Source organism: Oceanobacillus aidingensis (genome assembly GCF_042654105.1).
Classification (GTDB): domain Bacteria; phylum Bacillota; class Bacilli; order Bacillales; family Amphibacillaceae; genus Oceanobacillus; species Oceanobacillus oncorhynchi.
This window is the reverse complement of record NZ_JBHSFT010000047.1, coordinates 29,838-50,305: the sequence shown is the minus strand read 5'-3', so window position 1 is coordinate 50,305 and position 20,468 is coordinate 29,838. Positions and strand designations below refer to the sequence as shown.

The window sequence follows — 20,468 nt, the reverse complement described above, 5'->3', positions numbered from 1 at the left end:
GTATAAATTATTGTTTCCGATAAAAAAAGCTGTCTTCTAAATAAAAACCAAACTGTTCTGCATTAAATATCTGTTCTGTACTGCCGACGAATAAGCAGCCTCCTTTCGTTAATGCTTTATTAAAATGATGGAATATATTATTTTTTGCTTCATCGGTAAAATAAATCAATACATTTCGACAGACGATAAGATCTACATCTCTAGGGTAAGTATCTTCTAATAGATTATGGCGTTCAAAACGAATATGCTTTCTTAAAGACGGATCAACTTGAAAAATGGTCCCCTGTGATGTAAAATACTTTTTCTTCAGAGCAGCCGGGAGTTCTTTTAAAGAACGCTCTTGATAGTTTCCTTGTTTTGCTGCGCTTAAAACAGCCTGATCAAAATCTGTAGCACGAATCTGGTAACGTAAACCCGGAAAGTATTCTTCCAGCATCATTGCGAGACTATATGGCTCTTCCCCAGTAGAACAGGCAGCGCTCCAAATCGTAATTTTTCTTTTATTTTTTGTTAATTCTGGAATAATCTTTTTTTGCAGAACATCCCATCGATTTGGATTCCGGTAAAATTCCGATACGTTTATAGTTAATTTCTCTGTGAATTCTTCCAATAACTTGGTATCCTTTTGACAGGCTGAAAAATAATCTATGTAGCTTCTAAAACCATGTTTATCTCTTAAAGTCGTGATTCTTCGTTTCATCTGCGCTTCTTTATATAAGCTCAAATTCAGTTTAAGTGATTGATGCACCTTCTGCTTCATTAAATCATAATCATCTTTCATTCGTTAACCTCCTCTGCTTGTACGCAAAAACCCCCGTATATTTAACGGAGGTTTCGACAACGCTTTCAGTTTAATAAATCCACGCATCCTGTTGTTTGTTATAAGAATTCAATTCCTTCTCGTCAAAAAAGAGGTCAATCTCTCTTGAAGCGCTTTCTAAAGAGTCCGAACCATGAATGATATTCTTGCCAACATTAATGCCGTAGTCGCCCCGGATTGTTCCCGGGAGTGCTTCTGATGGATTCGTTTTCCCCATCATGGTACGAGCAGAAGCAACGACATTTTCGCCTTCCCATACCATGGCAAAAACTGGTCCGGAAGTAATGAAATCAACCAGTTCCCCAAAGAATGGGCGCTCCTTATGCTCGCCATAATGTGTTTCAGCTAAATCTGTAGATATTGTCATTAATTTAGCTCCGGCTAATTTAAACCCCTTTTGTTCAAATCGTGCAACAATATCTCCAATTAAGTTACGCTGCACACCATCTGGTTTTACCATTAAAAAAGTTCTTTCCATTAAAATCACCCTGCCCCTATGTAATTATAATAAATGAAAAATGTAGCCTCTAAAATAGTAACAAATTATCAGACAAATAACAATATCTTTATTTAATCAGGAACGCCTTTTTCCAATAAAAGTAGCAATATCTTGTAAACTTTTCTTTGCCCTGGACGATTTCAGGCCATCTAAAGATTTCAACGCTTTTTGCAGATAAAGGTCGCTGACTGCATAACTTCTTTGAATAGCATCTGTATTTTTTAAGCAGGCAATCAGCTTCTGCATTGTTTTTTCATCAATGTCCTGATTGCTGTTGATCAATGTCACCAATTGATTTCTTAATTCCTGATCCTCCATTGCATATAGAACAGGGAGCGTGATATTACCCTGTAATAAATCATTTCCTGCCGGTTTCCCAAGTTCTTTTGCAGTAGATGTAAAATCTAGGATATCGTCAATAATTTGATAAGACATGCCGACATTATAGCCGTAACGATACATTTTATTTGCATCCTGTTCACTTAACCCGCCGACGAGCGCACCCAGTTTGCAGCTGCACGCTATCAGTAATGCCGTTTTCCGTTTTATCCGGCGCAGATAGTCCCGAAAATTTTGATTCCATTGGTATTTAAATTGAATTTGTTCAATTTCCCCAATGGATACTTCAACAAGTGTTTTGGATAATAAAGTATGTATTCTCGGATCATCTATTTTTGTTATTTCTTCCAGAGCTCTTGCAAGAATGAAATCGCCTGTGTACATTGCAATCCGGTTTCCATATTGAGAAGCGGTTGTCGGTTTCCCGCGACGCAGCTCAGCTTCATCAATCACGTCATCATGAACAAGCGTTGCCATATGAATAAGCTCTAGCGTTACAGCAACTTTTTGTATTTTTTCAAAGTCATAATCCCCTATTTGACATGAAAGCAAAACAAAAACAGGACGAATGCGTTTCCCTCCTGCTTTCAATAATGCTGTAGAAGCGTCTCGAAGTACGGGATGTTCAGCCTGAATGCTCTTCTGTAATGTTTTTTCAATAGTGTCCATATCTTTTGTTAAAAATCCATAAATCTTTGGTAGTCTCATGTACGTCACCTTATTTTACTAGTAAATTCATTCTTTATTTTAAGATTTATGCCCCATATGCATCGCAGCACCGCCACCGGCATACATTTTGACATCGACATGCTTGAAGCCTGCATCAAAGAACATTTGCTTCAATTTGTCCTTCCCTGGAAAATCCTTTGCGGATTCCTGCAGCCAGGAATATTCTTGATAGCTTTTCGCAAATACTTTTCCAAAAAGCGGCATAATAAAACGGAAATAAAAATAATATAACTGCCTATAGCCAATCAGTGTAGGCTGAGAGGTTTCCAGACAAACCACCATTCCTCCCGGTTTAACCACCCGGTACATTTCTTTTAAAACCGCCATATAGTCAGGAACATTTCGTAAGCCAAAGCCAATTGTTACGTAATCAAACTGATTGTCATCAAAAGGAAGCTCCATCGCATTGCCATGCATCCATTCAATCTCATCCAGCTGTTCCTGCTTTCCTTTTTCTCTGGCAATAGACAGCATGTTCTCACTGAAATCAAGCCCTATGACCTTTCCTTCAGCTCCGACAGCTTTCGCTAAGGAAATAGCCCAGTCTCCTGTACCGCAGCATACGTCCAATGCACTGTCTCCCGGCGATACGTGCATTCGTTTCATAACATCTTTACGCCATAGCGTATGCTGTTTAAACGAAATTACCGAGTTCATGGAATCGTAGTTTTCATATATTCTCTCAAAGACGTGATGGACACGTTCTTCCTTGGATGAAAAACCCATAATTCATTACACTTCCTTTTAAAGTCTTGACGTTCTTATTTCTTTCGTTTCCCGGGAATAAATAAATTGCTCCATAAATAAACTAGAGCTGGATAATTCCGAAACATCACGGTAAACAGCTTTTTCAAAATCCCGAATCAATTTCCCGTCAATCAGCGGAATCGAAGTTGCTTTATTATTACGTGCTTCCCACTCTTTGCGCAGTAAAGTATATCCGTTATCTGCTTCTTCTGTATCTAAACGGCGATACATCAGCCAGTTTTGAATAATCGATTCTAATTCAGGATCATGCAGATATTTAGCAACATGTACCAGCACGGATGCATTTAATTTCATTTTGATATTTAACCAGGTTTCAAGCGGTAATTGTTCTTCATAGTATAAAGTAACTTTTAGTTCATTTATTTCACGAATCGCATTCGCGAGTATCTGGATAAACTGAATTTCCCCCGCTTCTGCAAGCAATAAATAATACAGTCCGCTATAGTAATCTCCTGAGAGGACCTGAAGCTGCTTCTCAATCATTTCATTTTCTGTATCAGCATGTTGTTTGACCGGAACAAAATCATGTGTATCCAGGGCGATTTGAACAAGCATGGTTGAAATAATATACTTTTCACGCTGCAAAGGAGTTAATGATTTATGTTGTTCAACAAGAAATAGCAATAAATTCCACTTTTCTTCATCGATCACTGGATAACGTATATGCTTATGAATGTAAGAATCATATAATTTATTTTCCAGTATTTTTCTATAACCTCTATCTGTTGTAATAAATGTAGTCAACACTATCACCCGGACCCTTTCAGCCTTTCTTTGCTCTAGCTATTATAGCACATTTTAAATGTTATAAAAACGAAAGAACTTATTCTATTATAGGCTTGGTCTTAGAAAACCTCGCATTCGCTTGTTTTTCAGCGAATCCACAGCCTTTCTTATCCTGTCCTATCGTGCAAAAAAATAAAAACCCCTATTCCAACTGCTTCTGTCAGAGAAACAATATCCAGAATATTTTTCGGCATCGAAACATCGCCGCTGCTCACAGAAATGAACAAGTCTTTATCTCACATGGACTGGAAAACAAATAACCTTCCAGCTGTTTCCTAACTTTCTTCAGGTGGAGTTGTTTTTGAGCGAGGCTATGGATCACTTCGTAAAATACTAATAAGGGGATGTTATTATATTAATTTTCTATTTCGCCATGACTTGTTTGAATAAGTGCTTTACCGCGAACTTTAATAGCAGAAGTATGTTCTGTGAATTGAGCAATCATAATTTCGCCTTGGTCCAGTTTTTCAGAATGATGGAATTTTGTATTGCTTCCACGCGTCAGGCCAATAACATGAACACCGTCTTCTAATGCTTTAATAACGAAATAATCTGCTTTTGCGTTCTGATCATTCATACATTACTCCTCCTTAAATGGAATTCTTTATGTAAAATAAATCTATTTAAATAACATCTTTGCTTTAATAGGCTGTTCAGCCCCTTGATGCTTTTCTCATGCAGAAATAAGGAAAGGGACACGTTTATCAACGTATCCCTCCCTTTTGTACACTCCTGTCCGGATATGTAAAATATTATTTTACACTATCCTTAAGAGCTTTACCTGGTTTGAAAGCAGGAACTTTGCTTGCAGGAATTTCGATTTCTTCTCCTGTTTGTGGATTGCGTCCTTTACGTGCAGAACGTTCACGAACTTCAAAGTTACCAAAACCGATTAGTTGTACTTTTTCACCATTCTTCAGTGAATCCATGACTGCATCAAATACTGCATCCACAGCTTTTGTTGCATCCTTTTTTGAAAGATCGCTCTTCTCAGCCACAGCATTTACTAAATCTGTTTTATTCATGACATTCACCTCCTCCCAGGATGTTCTTTAGACAAATAGGCTAGTTAGTCTGCCTATCCCATGGTCTGTTTCATCAAAGTCACCCTAATATGTGATGACAAGGCTTATAATAAACGAGTTTGGAATAAAATTCAACAAAAACTATCGATTTCTCTAGAATTTATTGAGATTTTACATAAAAATTCCTTTTTCTTAAGAGAAACAGGCTAAACTCTTATGCAACAAGCATTGTCACCTTTCCATAAATCTATACGGTGTTTTGCAGATTTTTTAGCCGTTCTGACAAAAAAATTATAAAAAAAATAAACAGCTATCAATTTAGCTGCTTATCGAGAAGTGTTTTTTTATAAAATAATAGCGATTAAACCGCCTGACCCTTCGTTAATAATTCTCTCTAGGGTATCTTTTAATTTATATCTTGCATTCTCTGGCATTAACGAGATTTTAGCTTGAATACCTTCTCTGACAATCGAACTGAGCGATCTGCCAAAAATATCTGATTCCCAGATAGACAGCGGATCTTCTTCAAAATCCTGCATCAGATAACGGACCAGCTCTTCACTTTGTTTTTCGGTTCCGATAATAGGAGAGAATTCAGATTCTACTTCGACCCGAATCATATGAATAGACGGGGCAACAGCTTTCAGACGGACACCGAACCTGGAGCCCTGACGGATGATTTCCGGTTCATCCAGCTGCATATCCTCTAAACTGGGAGCAGCAATACCATAGCCGGTTTGTTTTACCATTTGCAGAGCACCTGAAACTTGATCATACTCTCTTTTCGCATAGGCAAAATCCTGCATTAGCTCTAATAAATGGTCTTTACCTCGAATCTCCTCCCCGACAATCTCCTTCAGAACATGGTCATATAACTGATCAGGGGCATGCAAGTCGATTTCGGCAATACCCTCGCCCATCTCCATCCCTGCTAAATTGGCACCTTCAATATGTTCATAATCTCTGAAATGGCCAACGATATGGTCGACATCACGCAAGCGTTTTATATCCTTTACGGTATCTTGAATGGCCTCCTGATAATTTTGACGAAGCCAGTGATCTTCTTTTAAAACCATTACCCAGCTAGGCAGGTTTACATTTACCTCAAGTACCGGAAATTCGAATAATGCTTCACGCAGTACACTATAGACATCATGTTCTGTCATTGTTTCTACGCTCATCGCTAATACCGGAATATCATGCTGCTCCGTCAGCTCTTCCCGAAGCAAAGTTGTTTTTTGACTGTGCGGTTCTGTAGAATTGATTACTATAATAAATGGCTTGCCAACCTCTTTTAACTCTTCAATCACTCTTGTCTCAGCTTCAATATAGTCTTCTCTATCTATTTCACCGATAGTACCGTCTGTTGTCACGACAACGCCAATGGTAGAATGCTCCTGAATTACTTTACGGGTTCCTATTTCTGCTGCATCATGAAACGGGATAGGGTCCTCGTACCACGGTGTATGAATCATACGCGGGCCATTTTCGTCCTCAAACCCTTTCGCCCCTTCTACAGCGTATCCAACACAATCAACAAGACGGACATTTACATCTAATCCATCTTCCACATTTACTTGAACAGCCTGATTCGGAACAAACTTTGGTTCTGTTGTCATAATGGTTTTTCCTGCTGCGCTCTGCGGTAATTCATCATGTGCTCTTGCTCTTTCACTTTCACTTTCAATATTAGGAAGTACAACCAACTCCATGAATTTCTTAATAAAGGTGGACTTTCCCGTACGGACTGCTCCGACGATTCCAAGATATATGTCGCCATTTGTACGTTTCGATATATCCTTAAAAATATCTGTTTTTTCCAAAAGATCCCCTCCCGATCTCCGTACTTTGATATACATCACCCGTAATAGTTGGACACTAACAGTCTATGACGTTGTCCTATTAGATTATGACTAAGTTTTACACATTTTTATCACACGTCCATCAGACGTCATATTTGACTTTAAAAGGTCCTCTAAGCAAGCTACAAATAAAACACAGGTGTTTATAAACAAACTTTATATCTCATGTATATGCAGCATGAATCTATTTATTCTGTTTTGTTTGAAGACGACAAAGAAAACCAAGAATATTGGTTGGTCTTTAAATCACCGGTGTCCTCGCCGAAGCGATGTCCGCTGCGGGAAGTCGCTTTCCGCGGGCAACGTTCAGCCTCCTCGGAAGAAAACCGCTTCCTGCGGGGTCTTCACCTGTTGCTTATCCCGCAGGAGTCGACTTCCCTCCGCTCCCATCTTTGAAGAAATATGTTTTATTTGCTTTCTTTCAAAGAAATGAAGCTGATTCTAGCGGTGGAAAAACACGGAGACTCCTATGGGAAAGCGCAATGGTCTTCGGTGGGGCAAGTAATCGCAAAAGCTCTTCGATGGGACGAGTAATCGCAGTCCCAGTCCCAGTGTGAAGACACCGCAGAAAAAAAGTGAACTTCTTTTTTTCTACCCGCGGGGCATAAGTGCGACTATGCTTCTGTCTGCGCCTGACGGCTTGCCAATCAGCAAGTTTTCTTTAAAGGAAGCTGAGCGCAAGCCCATGGAAAGCGTAGTGTTTTTCCGGAGCGGCTATTTTTATAAACATTCTTATTCTTCAAAAAAAGCCATACAGTTCAATTATTGAAACTGCATGGCTTTTCTATTTAGTCTTCTTCCATAAATACGGCTTGTCCATCTTCTACGGTATAAGGCAGGGAATATGCTGGAACAAACGGATAATTATCCACTAAAAGATAACGGATATCATCGCCCTCTTCATAGCCATGATTATCCTCTTCCAGCGCCTGATTCAAATCATAAGAATAATCAATATATAATTTGCCGTCTAAATCCATCACAATCGGCAAATCAGCCTGCGAATAAGGACTTTTCGCAGTCGGCGGTTCACTTAATCCGAGCTTTTCATAATCCACCGTATATATTTGATCTGTGATCTGCTGTCCGTAAGCTGGATATGTGTGCTCTTGCCTGTAAACGTCTAATCGTACATTGACGCTTCGCAATTGCTCCGTGGTTTGTAAATCAATAAGGCGGACTTGCAAATCGTCTTCCGGGTCAATAATCGTATACTGATAGACGCCGCCCTCTTCAAAAGAGTTTCCAGGCAGTTCAGACAAATAACCTTTCTCCAGCATCTGCTTAAAATCAATCAAATACTTTTCAAAGATATGTGTGTCGCTGTCTTTCGTCTGAATCGGCACTAAACCATCTTCCTCTTCTCTATAGGTTTCAACTGCCTGCTGGACAACAGCTAACTGTTCTTCATTCGGAATCTGATTTTCCGACCGCTCGCTTTGAGGATACATACAGCCGCTTAAAAGCAAGAACATAAAGGGTATCGTCAATAAATATGTATATTTCATCATGAAACTCCTTTTCCTATCTTGTTGGTCCACTAAATGTAACATATAAAATAATCAAAGCACCGCTGACGAGACTTATATAAGCTAAAAATGTAATAATACTGCCAAACCAGCCTCGCAGCTTTGTTCTGCTCCAGACAATCAAGCCTGTAGCTAAGATTAATAAAAACATCCCGACAAAGGATATATACATCATTAACATGGATACTGACAAAGCGTTCACCCCTATTTCAATCAAAATACATTTTACCAGATGCTATTATAACATAACTTCTGGGCGATGTACTCTAAGATAACTGACGAAACATTGAACATTTTAAACGCTTTCTTTCGCATTCAGTTGAAATTGTCTTTTCTTCATATAAAAACCTGCGGCAAAGGGGGTATCTTCACCACAGGTTGACTAAATAATATCCTCAGCAACTCTATTCCTTGAATGCTGGTGCGATTTATCTTATGCAGTATTTTGAAAATCTGTATACTCAACTGCCTATAAAGTGAAACTTTATTCAGCGGAGATTTTTTTATCCCCGCTGAATAAAGAACAAAGGCTGGGACCGCGGTTACTCGCCCCATCGTAAAATGTTATCTTGGGCGCCTTTGTAGCATACATCCTGCAGACCCGATGTATCAGGCCACTACTGGCTGCCACTATTCCCGCATAGAATTTTCGAGTTCTCTCATTTTCGTGACACGGGAATTGCACAGCCAGTTATACTGTGATAAAAACCTATTTCTTAAATAAATTATTTAACGAATTGACATCCCCAGGCATTTTATTTTTGACAATGGATTGTACAATTTTGTCTTCTTTTTCTTTTGAAAGGGGTTTACCTGCCATCTGTGAAAGCTGTCTCACAAGATTTCGAACGGTTTTTTCATCCGAAAAATTTGCATGCTTTACCGAATCAGCTACTTTATAGACTTCCTCAGGACGAATGTTTGTGTTCTTTTGTATCTTATCAAACATACCTTTTTGAAAATTATTCACATGATTTCCTCCTTGCAGTTCATTCGTCACAGTATATGCAAGAAGGAAAGTTATGTGTTACTTATCCGAATAACGTTCTTTTAAAAGATTGCTTATATCATCCATTTCCTGACGCTTATTCCGGCTCATTAATTCGTCTACAACGTCCTTTGGTTTTTTATCCTCAAAAAGCACTTGGAAGATTCCTTGGGTAATCGGCATCTCAACACCCTGCTCTTCCGCAAATTGGTGTGCTGCCTGCACTGTCCGGACACCTTCTACCACCATGCCCATTTCTTCTAAAACCTGGTCGAGATTCATCCCCTTACCTAACAGGTTTCCAGCTCTCCAGTTTCTGCTGTGGACACTTGTACAGGTAACAATCAAATCTCCTACACCTGACAGACCAAGGAAGCTTAATGGATTAGCTCCCAAGGATGTACCAAGGCGGGCAATTTCGGCTAAACCGCGTGTAATCAAAGCTGCTTTTGCATTATCTCCATAGCCGAGACCATCTGAAATACCGGCTCCTAATGCAATAATATTTTTGAGAGCTCCTCCGACTTCGATCCCCAAAATATCATCGCTTGTATAAACACGTAAATTTTCACTGTTGAATAAATCTTGCGCTTGACGGGCCCTGTCCAGATTGACTGCTGATACAGATACTGTCGTCGGATGACGCAATGCCACCTCTTCTGCATGACTCGGTCCGGATAACACCACAATGTTCTCATAAGGGAAATCAGGAATCTCCTCCGAAATCATTTCAGATACACGTTTCAACGAACCGGGCTCAATCCCTTTTGTCGCATGGATAATCTGTGTGCTTGAATGAATATCATCTTTTAACTGCTGACAAACCTCACGAATTGCTTTTGTCGGAACAACGATAACAACTGCATCTGCATCTTTTACAGCTTCCTTCATGTCATGAAATGCAGTTATAGCGTCGGGAATATCAACGTCCAGGTATTTGTTATTCCGGCGAGTTTGGTTGATTTCGTCTACATGCTCCTGTCGATGTGCCCACAATCGCACCTCATGCCCATTATCAGCTAAAACTATTGCAAGTGCTGTTCCCCAGCTGCCTGCTCCAAGTACTGCAACCTTACGCATCGTATCTCTCCCCTTTACTGTCTCCGCCGTGCAAATATTTTTATCGGAGTTCCTGCAAAATCAAAAGCATCTCTAATTTTATTCTCTAAAAATCGTTCATAAGAAAAATGCATGAGTTCCGGGTCATTCACAAACACGACAAAGCTAGGCGGTTTCACAGCTACCTGTGTCGCATATAACACTTTCAGCCTTCTCCCCTTCAATGTTGGCGTCGGATTCATTGCAATGGCATCCATAATCACGTCATTGAGAACATTTGTCTGAACACGCTTCGAATGATTTTCGCTTGCTAATTGAACCATTGGAATCAGCGTATGAAGCCGTTTTTTTGTTTTTGCAGACAAAAATACAATTGGTGCATAATCTAAATACTGAAAATGCGCCCGGATTTTTGTTTCAAAATCCTTCATTGCTTTTTCGTCACTGTCCACCGTATCCCACTTGTTTACAACGATAACAATTGCCCGGCCTGCCTCGTGTGCATAACCCGCAATCTTCTTATCCTGCTCTCTGATGCCCGTTTCTGCGTCAATTAATACCAAGACCACGTCTGAGCGTTCAATCGCCCGCAGCGCCCTTAAAACGCTGTATTTCTCTGTGCTTTCATAAACCTTACCGCGTTTACGCATTCCAGCTGTATCAATAATCACAAAATCTTGGTCATCTTTACGTAATTTCGTATCGATAGCATCTCTGGTTGTGCCTTCTATTTCACTTACAATCACGCGATTTTCATTTAATAAAGCATTTACCAGGGAGGACTTTCCTACATTTGGTCGGCCGATTAAACTAAAGTAAATCGTATCGTCCTCTTTTTCTGTTTCCTCATTTTCCGGAAAGTGAGCCACTACTTCATCCAGCATATCTCCCAGCCCGAGACCATGTGTTCCGGAAATAGGAAACGGCTGTCCAAATCCCAAGGCATAAAACTCATACACCATTTCACGCATTTCGGGGTTGTCCATCTTATTCACGGCTAAAACAACCGGCTTATTGGATTTGAATAAAAGCTTTGCAACCTCTTCATCGGCCGCAGTAATACCTTCTCTGCCGTTAAGCATAAAAATAATAACATCTGCTTCATCAATGGCAATTTCAGCCTGCTGTCTCATTTGATTTAATAATGGCTCATCGACCATTTCAATACCGCCAGTATCTATTATGTTAAATGTTTGATTTAACCATTCTGCTTCCGAATAAATACGATCGCGGGTTACACCAGGTGTATCTTCCACGATAGAAATTCTTTCTCCAACTAATCGATTAAATATCGTTGATTTACCAACATTTGGTCTACCAACAATTGCTACTACAGATTTCCTCACGTAAGGAACATCCTCTCTTTTTTCAAAATTCCTTCTAAAATATCAGCAGGTTATACGACCCAGTAATACACAATCTCACTGCATCTCTGTCTTTATTCTAGCAAAAGTAGGAAAGTTCCACAACGAAATATATTAACGCTTGTTCAAAATGATTTTATTTAAGGCAGCCTCTTACTTTTAGTGTTTTACAATAATATAGACCTCATCACTCAAACGATGTGCAATGCCGTCCATAATCGCTTCCAGATTGGTTGAAAATAACTGAAGCTCCTCATTCGAGGCACAGATAAAGATAGGAGCTCCTCCTCCAACTTGCTCTTCTTTAGTAGTGATGACAGCTAAAATCGCTTTTTCGACAATCATTTACTTTTTACCCCCTTTTAAAAATGTAGCTTCTGAAGGCATTTTAATCGCATTTTCTAATACAGGAACCGAGCCGATTACTTTTTTAGCCAGATCTGCATCCCGGACAAGCGGTAAAATAAAAACACCCAGCCTACCGTCATCAAGATCACGTTTTATCAAAGGGGCTAAAGCAGGGGTTCCCGAATCTTTATAAATTCCTAAAGTAGCAGAAACATCATGTAATATGGCCTGCCGCTGACCCAGGTTGCTGATCGTAGTGATAACATTTATATTTTTTGGTGTGAGGATAAACCCCATTCCATATTTTAAAATCTCTTCCTGTCTTTCTTCTATCCCGATATTCATAATATAAATATTATCAACATACAAGCCGGCCCCGTCAAAGGAGATATCTGATTCTTCGATTTCGACAATGTCTCTTAACGAAGACCCGCTCATAAAGCTAAGCGCTGCAACGATGGTTAATACACCAACAACGGTGGAAGGAAACCACCCCCAATTTATATAAGCAAACGTTGTTAAAAAGGCTGCAAACATAACAAGATAATTTCTTCCTTCAAAAGAAATAGCAATTCCTTCAATGTACGTGCTGCCTCTGGAGACCAGTTCGAATTGATCCAATTCTGTTAACGTATTTCGCTCCATATTCCGGACATCTCTAAATTGAGTTGCGGCTACCGTTAAGAAGGTTACAGCAGTAAATTCCATTTCCAATAAAGCAGGAATAGCCAATGCACCAAGTGACGCAGCTATAAATCCTAATGATAAGTGAATAATCCGGCCATGCAGATAGGTAGGATACTGCCTATAATCACTACGTAATGTGATTAATCTGGCCAGTGTCCCTGCAACCACTCCAAATAAAATTGCTTGTGCGTAATATTCAATTTCCATACAAACCACCTCTTTTTCTTATGTGTTAGTATGGCTTTTTTTAAACGGATTATTTATAAAACCCCTATTCACTCGGCCTTATTGTACTAAAAAAGCTGCACATTGATATGCAGCTTTTTAGCAGTAAAGAAAAAACGAAGAATGTCACCAAAACTCTGGGCGGCATTCTTCGTTTTCTAATGATTATTGTTATTATTTTTTGTATTTATCTAATTTATTTCCAATCACATCACCAAGCTGAAAGCCGGGCTGATCATCGGATTTTTCATATTGCTTGTATTCTTTTTCTTCTTGTTCCTGCTCCAATTCTTTGATGCTTAAAGAAATGCGCTGTTCTTCTTCATTCACATCTAATACCTTCACTGTAACAGGCTGTCCAATTTCAAGGACTTCCTGTGGTGTGCCGATATGACGGTTGGCAATTTGAGAAATATGAACAAGGCCTTCAACACCAGGCAATAGTTCAACAAATGCTCCAAAGCTGACCAGTCTCTTGACAACACCTTCTGCAGTGGAACCAGGTTTAATTTTTTCACTTACTTCTGCCCAAGGTCCAGGGAGCGTATTTTTATGAGATAAAGAGATACGTTCACTGTCTAAATCGACAGAAATAACTTCTACTTTGATTTTATCTCCTTCAGAAACAACATCTGAAGCTTTTTCAACATGCTCATGCGCTAATTGGGAGATATGGACAAGCCCATCAACTCCTCCTAAATCAACAAATACACCAAAATTGGTAATACGTTGTACGACACCCTCAATTACATCACCAGGGTTTAATGATTGCAGAACTTTTTCTTTTCTGTCTTTTTCTTCTTCCTCTACAATCGCACGATGGGATAAGATCACCCGGTTTTGGGTCCGGTCCATATCCGTGATTTTCACTTTTAACGTACGATCTAAATAATCACTGAAATCTTCCACGTAATAGGTTTCAACTAAAGAGGCAGGAATAAAGCCGCGTACTCCTACATCCACAACTAGTCCGCCTTTAACAACTTCCTTCACTGTTGTCTCAAAAGTCTCACCCTGTTCATATTTTCTTTCAAGCTCTTCCCAGGATTGTTCTGCATCTACAGCTTTTTTTGATAATACAACTTCATCATCATCGATTTTCTTTACTTTTAAAGTGACTTCTTCCCCTTCAGCTAACACATCAGTTGTAGACTCTACATGGAGCGTGGAAAGTTCGCTTATCGGTAAAATACCTTCTGTTTTATATCCGATATCAACAAGAACTTGTTTTTCTTCTAATTTTACAACTGTTCCCGTCACTGTAGCACCAACTTCTAATGCTTGAAGGTCTTTATTTTCTTCACTCATATCCTTAGCCTCCTAGTTACAGTTCGCCTATTCACACATTCGAATAGAAAAAGATTATTCATATGTTCTACCTATAACTTCTAATAATTAGTTTTATTTGTCAAGTAAAGTCAATTAATTTTTATGAATTTCGTATAAATTTCTGATTTCTTCCATAATTCCCTCTGACATTTCTTTTGCAGAAGATTTATTTTTTCGAAAAGCTTCTGCATCCATTGGTTTTCCATAAACAACCTTCGTCCGACGAAATAATTTATAATCACTCATAATGACACAGGGAACGACTTCCGTTGTGATCGGAGTGCAAAAAAGCCGACTCCAGGCAATGCGTTTCCCGGTTTGCCATCCTTACTTCTTGTCCCCTCCGGAAACAAGCCGAGCGTTCCTCCCTCTTCTAAAATTTTCAGGCCGCCTCTTAAAGCATTCCGGTCAGCCAGGCCCCGATTGACCGGAAAAGCGTGGACCCTTTTTAAGATACCACCTAAGATTTTTCCGCTGAAAAGCTCTTCCTTTGCCATAAAATGGATTGTTCTAGATGCTGTCATTCCTACCACAGGCGGGTCAAGGTTAGAAGTATGATTGGAACAAATAATGACTGGTCCTTTTTTCGGTATATGCTGTCTGCCAGTCACTTTAACTCGAAATAACGGATAAAAAAGAATACTTATTAAAAATTTACCCAAATAATACAGCATGGAGGCCCGCCTCCGGTTTTTAAACTTTTGCATGGAACAGGGGAAGGTTATTCCCCCATTCACATACAATTAACAACGAAGGTATTCGTTAACAAGCTTACCCTTCAGAGTCCAAGGTATTCCAAAAAAGCAACACGTTAGCGAATGCCAAGTTTTTCAATGAATGGCTGGCATATCTCGAGAATTTTATTTGTCACATCATCAATGGATAAGGAAGTAGTATCCAATTCAACCGCATCTTCCGCTTTGACCAGCGGGGATGCCTCACGGGTAGAGTCGAGTTCATCCCGCTTTTCTATTTCTTTTTCCAGTGTATGTAAATCAGCGGGGATGCCTTTTTGCCTGTTTTCCTCGAAGCGGCGCTTGGCTCGTTCTGTTACAGAAGCGATAAGAAATATTTTCACATCCGCATCCGGCAAAACATGCGATCCTATATCGCGTCCGTCCATGACAACACTATTATCCTGTGCAAGCTCTTGCTGAGCAGCCACCATTTTTTTTCGAACCAATGGATGCTTCGCAATAACCGAAACGGACGCTGTAACATCCGGATAGCGTACTGCCTCCGTGACATCCTTCTCATTGATAAATACACGCTGTCCTTCTTTATCCTGTGCAAGCCTGATATCAATCTTATTTAAAATTTCCATGACCGCTTTTTCATCTTCCAGATCAATATTCTCCTGCAGGGTCTGATAAGTAAGCGCCCTATACATCGCTCCAGTATCCACATAAATAATACCCAGCTTTTTTGCAATCTGTTTAGCAACCGTACTCTTTCCAGCTGCTGCCGGACCGTCAATTGCAATTGAAATAAGCTCCATTCTCTTCACTCCTGCCATTAAAAAGCCTGACAATTGCCAAGCGAGTTCTACACTACTCTATCATAACATATTCCCAATTTATTAAACAGTCGAGAACACCTGCAATTTTTCTTGAACATTTCTATATCTCTGCTTTCAGGATTCTAAAGTCAGACGCTCCATAAGACTTCTTATTTGTAAGAATAACAAAGAAAATTGCCTTCGAAAATGTATAAAATAAATTCTCGAAGGCGGTTACTATTAAGAATGTTTTTACTTATATTACAGAATTGTAATTAATTTCCGCATCTGTCATTTTCTCAATTTTCTCTTCTTCCCCTGTTTCAGCATTAATAAATATGCGATACGTCGCGTCATCTCTGGTTCCTAAAAATTCATAGGTGAGAATCTCTTCACCCTGATTATCATCAATAATCGCTAGATGATTTTCTTGAATTTTCACACCCTGATTTACTGCATCACGTGCTTCTTCTTCTGAAATAGCCGGTTCTGGTATATCCCGTTCTGTATGATTTTTAAAGTAATTATTTGCCGTCAGACCGGTAATATCTCCATTATCTAAAGCTACCTTCACCTCGACAGCATCCGAAAAAACTCGAACTCCATCATCTTCATAGACAAAAGAATATATACCGACTTGATCATATTCACTGCTCTGGAAAAGCTCCATTTCATCAAATCCCAACTCTGAAAGGTAATCCTTTGCTATTTCAAACCCTTCATTCAAGCTTAATTGCTTGCCGCCTATTTCTCTTGAAACTAATAAGTTAAGCGGATGGCCGCCCTGCACAGTTAAATCTGCGTAGCCTCTTTCCCCATTTTCATCATAGGAGACACTATACATTGGCGTTAATGCCCCGTCCCCAGATTTTGTAACCGTCCAATCGGTCCCGTCTTCTTTGCCAAAAAGCTTTTCGGCTTCCTTCATGGCTTCTTCTTCTGAAAGATCTTGACCTGCTATATTTTTATAAGAATGTTCTTCCGTTTCTGTACTGGTTGTACTGTTTTCAGGCGTTTCCTCCGTAGAGGTATCAAAAGTTTCTTCTACCGCTTGGAAGCTATTGACCATATCATTATCTTTTTCGTCATTTGTATTTAATAATGCTTGTTCTACGTCCATCCATTTCGAACCATCACTTAAGGAGTGATGCTGCGCTTCTCTGAGTTCATCCCGTATTTCTCCAGATTGTTGATAGAATTCTTCCAGCTGCGCTGTTTCTTCCTCTGTTAATGGGTCGTTATCCAAGTCACGAACAGCCGTCTGATAAGTGAAATCTCCTAACTCTGAGAGAAATTGCTCTGTTTTATGAATTGGCAACAATCCCATTGGCAAATGCCCGGTATTGGCATGTGCATTGGAACTGATTCGCCAAATATCGACAAACTGCGGTGATAATTTATCTGGCGAATTCATTGCCAGTGAGGTCCCAATCTGGTCGTTTAACACATCCATATTGTAGGTGAGTTCATGGAAGGATCTCTGATATTCATTTTCTGCTTGAACGTATAAATCATTTTTTTGTTTATTTGTCTGGTAGCCCCAAATGGAAACAGAAATAAGGGCTACGGTTAACAATGTAATGGTAATCCAACGATACATTTCATTTCACACCTTTCTAACTGCAGAATATATGTTTTCCAATTGTCTTAATCTGTGGTCTGGTCCAAATCCATCCTGAAGTTGCGGTATCTGGATTGAAATAATAGAGTGCATTACCAGAGGGGTCCCAACCATTAATCGCATCCAGCACTGCTTCTCGGGCCTGATCATTCGGCTCCAGCCATATCTGCCCATCCGCCACTGCTGTAAATGCTCTCGGTTCAAAGATAACTCCGGATACTGTATCAGGAAACAGCTCACTGTTTACCCGATTGAGGATAACTGCTGCAACTGCCACTTGGCCTTCATAAGGCTCTCCCCTTGCTTCTCCATATACTGCGTTTGCCATTAGCTGGATATCATTATTAGAATATCCTTGCGGGACATTTACCGAGCTGGTAGGGGTACTTTCTTCTCCTCCATTATTCCCTCCGGATGGAGCAGAGCCAGTCCCATACATTTCTTGCTTCACCTTCTCTTTATCGAATTCTGTCGCCTGCGTCAGCTTATCCTTTACTGCCTGCCCGGCCAGCCCATCGATTTCCATTCCAAATTCATATTGAAAATTTCTTAAAGCCCAGTAAGTTCCCCAGCCAAAAACACCGTCTATTTTGCCATTATAAAAACCGATATGTTTTAATCTGGCTTGTAATTCAATAACGTCATCTCCAACTGCTCCTTGTTGAATCACTTGATCACTAAATGCACTTGTCTGTTCTGGTTTTGCAAAAATAAATGCAGATAGAAATATAAAAAGGGTAAAGCTAAAAATCATAGGCTTGCGATGTCTTTTCATATTGATGCCTCCATTTTCTTCCTATAAACCTTTCTTTTCATACCAGCTGCTTCTAATATTTAAAGGGATAGCCGGCAAAAGATTGGCAAATGAGAAATTTTCTCACGGAGAACCGCCCGTAAAACTCCTGCCTCGAAATAGAGAGTGAAAATATATTTATTGAGGTTGGAGATAACAGGCGCTAACTCCCTGAACCACTCAACTAACATCCAGCAGATAATCTTAAGCTGAATGAAGTTTCGTTTTATTTACGTCTATTTTTTGTGCAATTCCTCTTTTTATTCATAAACAATGAAAATCGAATTAATTGCTTTCTCGCGGATACATTTTCTGTCCTGTTTCATGCCGGTTTTAATCGTCTTTTTGCCACAAAAAAGCTGACGAACAACTATTTCGTCAGCTTCTTATCTATTACTTTTATACATTTTGTCTGGGAGGAAACGGATATCATACATTCTGGCATGCTTTAAACGATAAATCGCAAAAACCCATACACCAGCTAAAAATATCGACAGGATAATAATAAATTGATTTAATCCGAGTAATATGTAGTTATATATTCCATGCAGCAGAAATGGAAGTACAAAGGCAATCGTCAAGTATTTGTGTTTGTTTTTTGGTTTCATTTTTGCTTTTCCTAAATAATATCCCATAATAATTCCAAACAAAGCGTGTGAAGAAACAGGATACAGTGCACGCATCCATGCAAATTCAACTCCATTTGATAATAAATAAAATACATTTTCCAAGGAAGCAAATCCTAAACTGATTGCACTGGCATACACAATTCCATCGTAATGGTTATCAAATTCATCATGCTGATAAATTAAGAACATGAACATAAACCATTTGAAGAACTCTTCCAGAAACGCACTAAATAGAAAAGCTTCTGCAACAATCGGGATATTATCCAGCTCCGCATGAATACCATACTGAATAAACATAATCGGCAACACAATCAATGCGCCGGCGATAAACATACGTACTATCAGCCAAAGCGGCTCTGTGATACGGTCTCGCAAATAAATAAACGTCATAAAAGCTACAGCAGGGGCTATACCAGCAGATAGAGCAGCTATCATTGATTCTTACTCCTCTTCTTTAGTCGGTAAACAATTATATATCAAATAAATGTTCCAGTTCCGCGTTACTTGCCATTCCCACAAGAAGTTTAATTCTTGCTTTTTTACTATCATAATCTCTTCCCAAAAGTACTCCATTCTCCATAAGATCATAGGTACTTCCTTCATAATCATAGGTAGGATAAACTTCTCCTTCCACAGCAGAGGTCGTAATTACTACTTTTATCCCTTTTCTGATGCATTCTTTAATCGCAGGCATCATAGCCTGGGATACTTGTCCTCTGCCGACACCTTCCAGAACCAGTCCATCTACTTCATTGTCTATCGCTGCTTGGATATATTTTCCGTCAGTTTCCATATATACTTTAATAATATCTACCGTCGGGAGCTCTTTTTTTAACTCTAAATGCTCCCGGTACGTCGGCTTTTGGAATACTCGAACCGTGTTGTTATCAATAATTCCTAAATAGCCGTAGCCAAAAGCATTAAAACCTTGGATATTCGAAGCATGCTCTTTTCGGACATAACGGGAATGGAAAATACGCTCATTGAATACAACCGTCACACCTACATCCTTTAAATCTTCACTGCAGGCTGCCAAAATTGCATTTTTAATATTTATAAAGGAATCTGTCCCCACCTCTTTAGGTGAACGCTGCGATCCGGTGTATACAATTGGAATATGGTAGTTTGAAATAAGGTGCATAAAATAAGAAGCTTCTTCCAGTGTATCTGTTCCCTGTGTGATTACAATCCCGTCGAAAGCTTCTTCATTTAAGTACTCGTCTAACTTTTCTTTGATTTTTATTAAATCAGAAAAGTTTAAATGCATACTAGCTTTTTGAAAGAAAGAATCCACCTTCACCTGAATATCGGAGGGAACATCACATTTTTCAATAATATCTTCTCCAGTTAATACACCAGAAGCCAGTTTACCGCTCTCCTCGTTTTTATCACTTGCAATGGTGCCTCCTGTTGCAATCATCAACACTTTTTTCATGTTATTACCTTCTTTATTGGTTAGTTATCTGCATCATCTATTAGTATATCACAATAATTTTTACTGAAATAAAGTTCAAGCTGCATGCGGAAGCGAGAGGAAGAACAGGCCTCCCGCTTTATCTGTTCCAAAGCA

Annotated in this window: 21 protein-coding genes and 1 pseudogene; all 22 read right to left on the bottom strand. The window is 39.4% G+C overall.

Annotated features, from left to right (window positions below; all coding sequences use genetic code 11):
• Positions 1-7: 7 nt before the first annotated feature.
• The 22 genes and pseudogenes from ACFO3P_RS18025 to ACFO3P_RS17920 all read right to left on the bottom strand — a co-directional run bounded on the left by ACFO3P_RS18025 (position 8) and on the right by ACFO3P_RS17920 (position 20,333).
• Entirely contained in the window at positions 8-781 is a 774-nt protein-coding gene (locus tag ACFO3P_RS18025; RefSeq protein ID WP_042534148.1) for a CheR family methyltransferase, read from the bottom strand.
• Between the two features lie 70 nt (positions 782-851).
• A complete protein-coding gene (gene ndk / locus ACFO3P_RS18020) occupies positions 852-1,298 on the bottom strand; it encodes a nucleoside-diphosphate kinase (RefSeq protein ID WP_042534150.1) in 447 nt (148 codons plus the stop codon).
• A gap of 96 nt (positions 1,299-1,394) precedes the next feature.
• The gene (hepT, locus tag ACFO3P_RS18015; RefSeq protein WP_042534152.1) at positions 1,395-2,366 is read right to left on the bottom strand and encodes a heptaprenyl diphosphate synthase component II; all 972 of its coding nucleotides are present in this window, start codon (positions 2,364-2,366) and stop codon (positions 1,395-1,397) included.
• 39 nt (positions 2,367-2,405) lie between these two features.
• Positions 2,406-3,113, bottom strand: coding sequence for a demethylmenaquinone methyltransferase (menG, locus tag ACFO3P_RS18010; RefSeq protein ID WP_193062180.1), 708 nt, complete (start codon positions 3,111-3,113; stop codon positions 2,406-2,408).
• 18 nt (positions 3,114-3,131) lie between these two features.
• A complete protein-coding gene (locus ACFO3P_RS18005) occupies positions 3,132-3,899 on the bottom strand; it encodes a heptaprenyl diphosphate synthase component 1 (RefSeq protein WP_042534156.1) in 768 nt (255 codons plus the stop codon).
• 397 nt (positions 3,900-4,296) lie between these two features.
• Complete coding sequence (gene mtrB / locus ACFO3P_RS18000; protein WP_040981406.1) at positions 4,297-4,518, bottom strand: trp RNA-binding attenuation protein MtrB; 222 nt, start codon at positions 4,516-4,518, stop codon at positions 4,297-4,299.
• A gap of 175 nt (positions 4,519-4,693) precedes the next feature.
• Positions 4,694-4,966 (bottom strand): HU family DNA-binding protein, encoded by a 273-nt coding sequence (locus ACFO3P_RS17995; protein ID WP_040981409.1) that lies wholly within the window; start codon positions 4,964-4,966, stop codon positions 4,694-4,696.
• Positions 4,967-5,310: 344 nt separating this feature from the next.
• Entirely contained in the window at positions 5,311-6,789 is a 1,479-nt protein-coding gene (spoIVA, locus tag ACFO3P_RS17990; RefSeq protein WP_289585163.1) for a stage IV sporulation protein A, read from the bottom strand.
• An 827-nt stretch (positions 6,790-7,616) separates the two neighbouring features.
• A complete protein-coding gene (locus ACFO3P_RS17985) occupies positions 7,617-8,336 on the bottom strand; it encodes a hypothetical protein (RefSeq protein WP_042534162.1) in 720 nt (239 codons plus the stop codon).
• Between the two features lie 16 nt (positions 8,337-8,352).
• Positions 8,353-8,559, bottom strand: a complete 207-nt coding sequence (locus tag ACFO3P_RS17980) for a DUF2768 family protein (protein WP_306432738.1) — start codon at positions 8,557-8,559, stop codon at positions 8,353-8,355.
• Positions 8,560-9,066: 507 nt separating this feature from the next.
• On the bottom strand, positions 9,067-9,327 hold the full coding sequence (locus ACFO3P_RS17975; RefSeq protein ID WP_193062181.1) for a stage VI sporulation protein F: 261 nt from the start codon (positions 9,325-9,327) through the stop codon (positions 9,067-9,069).
• A gap of 57 nt (positions 9,328-9,384) precedes the next feature.
• On the bottom strand, positions 9,385-10,425 hold the full coding sequence (locus ACFO3P_RS17970) for an NAD(P)H-dependent glycerol-3-phosphate dehydrogenase (RefSeq protein ID WP_042534169.1): 1,041 nt from the start codon (positions 10,423-10,425) through the stop codon (positions 9,385-9,387).
• A gap of 14 nt (positions 10,426-10,439) precedes the next feature.
• Positions 10,440-11,750 (bottom strand): ribosome biogenesis GTPase Der, encoded by a 1,311-nt coding sequence (der, locus tag ACFO3P_RS17965; protein ID WP_042534171.1) that lies wholly within the window; start codon positions 11,748-11,750, stop codon positions 10,440-10,442.
• Positions 11,751-11,927: 177 nt separating this feature from the next.
• Entirely contained in the window at positions 11,928-12,113 is a 186-nt protein-coding gene (locus ACFO3P_RS17960; protein ID WP_042534173.1) for a capping complex subunit for YIEGIA, read from the bottom strand.
• Entirely contained in the window at positions 12,114-13,010 is an 897-nt protein-coding gene (locus ACFO3P_RS17955) for a YIEGIA family protein (protein ID WP_042534175.1), read from the bottom strand.
• A 192-nt stretch (positions 13,011-13,202) separates the two neighbouring features.
• Positions 13,203-14,336: a 30S ribosomal protein S1 gene (gene rpsA / locus ACFO3P_RS17950; protein WP_042534177.1), complete on the bottom strand. Its 1,134-nt coding sequence runs from the start codon at positions 14,334-14,336 to the stop codon at positions 13,203-13,205.
• A gap of 114 nt (positions 14,337-14,450) precedes the next feature.
• Positions 14,451-15,031: pseudogene (locus ACFO3P_RS17945) on the bottom strand (lysophospholipid acyltransferase family protein).
• Between the two features lie 137 nt (positions 15,032-15,168).
• Positions 15,169-15,855 (bottom strand): (d)CMP kinase, encoded by a 687-nt coding sequence (gene cmk / locus ACFO3P_RS17940; protein ID WP_042534179.1) that lies wholly within the window; start codon positions 15,853-15,855, stop codon positions 15,169-15,171.
• Between the two features lie 256 nt (positions 15,856-16,111).
• Positions 16,112-17,455 carry a germination protein YpeB gene (gene ypeB, locus ACFO3P_RS17935; RefSeq protein WP_193062185.1) on the bottom strand — a complete coding sequence of 448 codons (1,344 nt, stop codon included), beginning with the start codon at positions 17,453-17,455 and terminating at the stop codon, positions 16,112-16,114.
• 16 nt (positions 17,456-17,471) lie between these two features.
• Positions 17,472-18,230 carry a spore cortex-lytic enzyme gene (gene sleB, locus ACFO3P_RS17930; RefSeq protein WP_226894721.1) on the bottom strand — a complete coding sequence of 253 codons (759 nt, stop codon included), beginning with the start codon at positions 18,228-18,230 and terminating at the stop codon, positions 17,472-17,474.
• Between the two features lie 425 nt (positions 18,231-18,655).
• The gene (gene prsW, locus ACFO3P_RS17925) at positions 18,656-19,333 is read right to left on the bottom strand and encodes a glutamic-type intramembrane protease PrsW (protein ID WP_193062187.1); all 678 of its coding nucleotides are present in this window, start codon (positions 19,331-19,333) and stop codon (positions 18,656-18,658) included.
• 34 nt (positions 19,334-19,367) lie between these two features.
• The gene (locus ACFO3P_RS17920; RefSeq protein WP_193062188.1) at positions 19,368-20,333 is read right to left on the bottom strand and encodes an asparaginase; all 966 of its coding nucleotides are present in this window, start codon (positions 20,331-20,333) and stop codon (positions 19,368-19,370) included.
• Between the last annotated feature and the right edge of the window lie 135 nt (positions 20,334-20,468).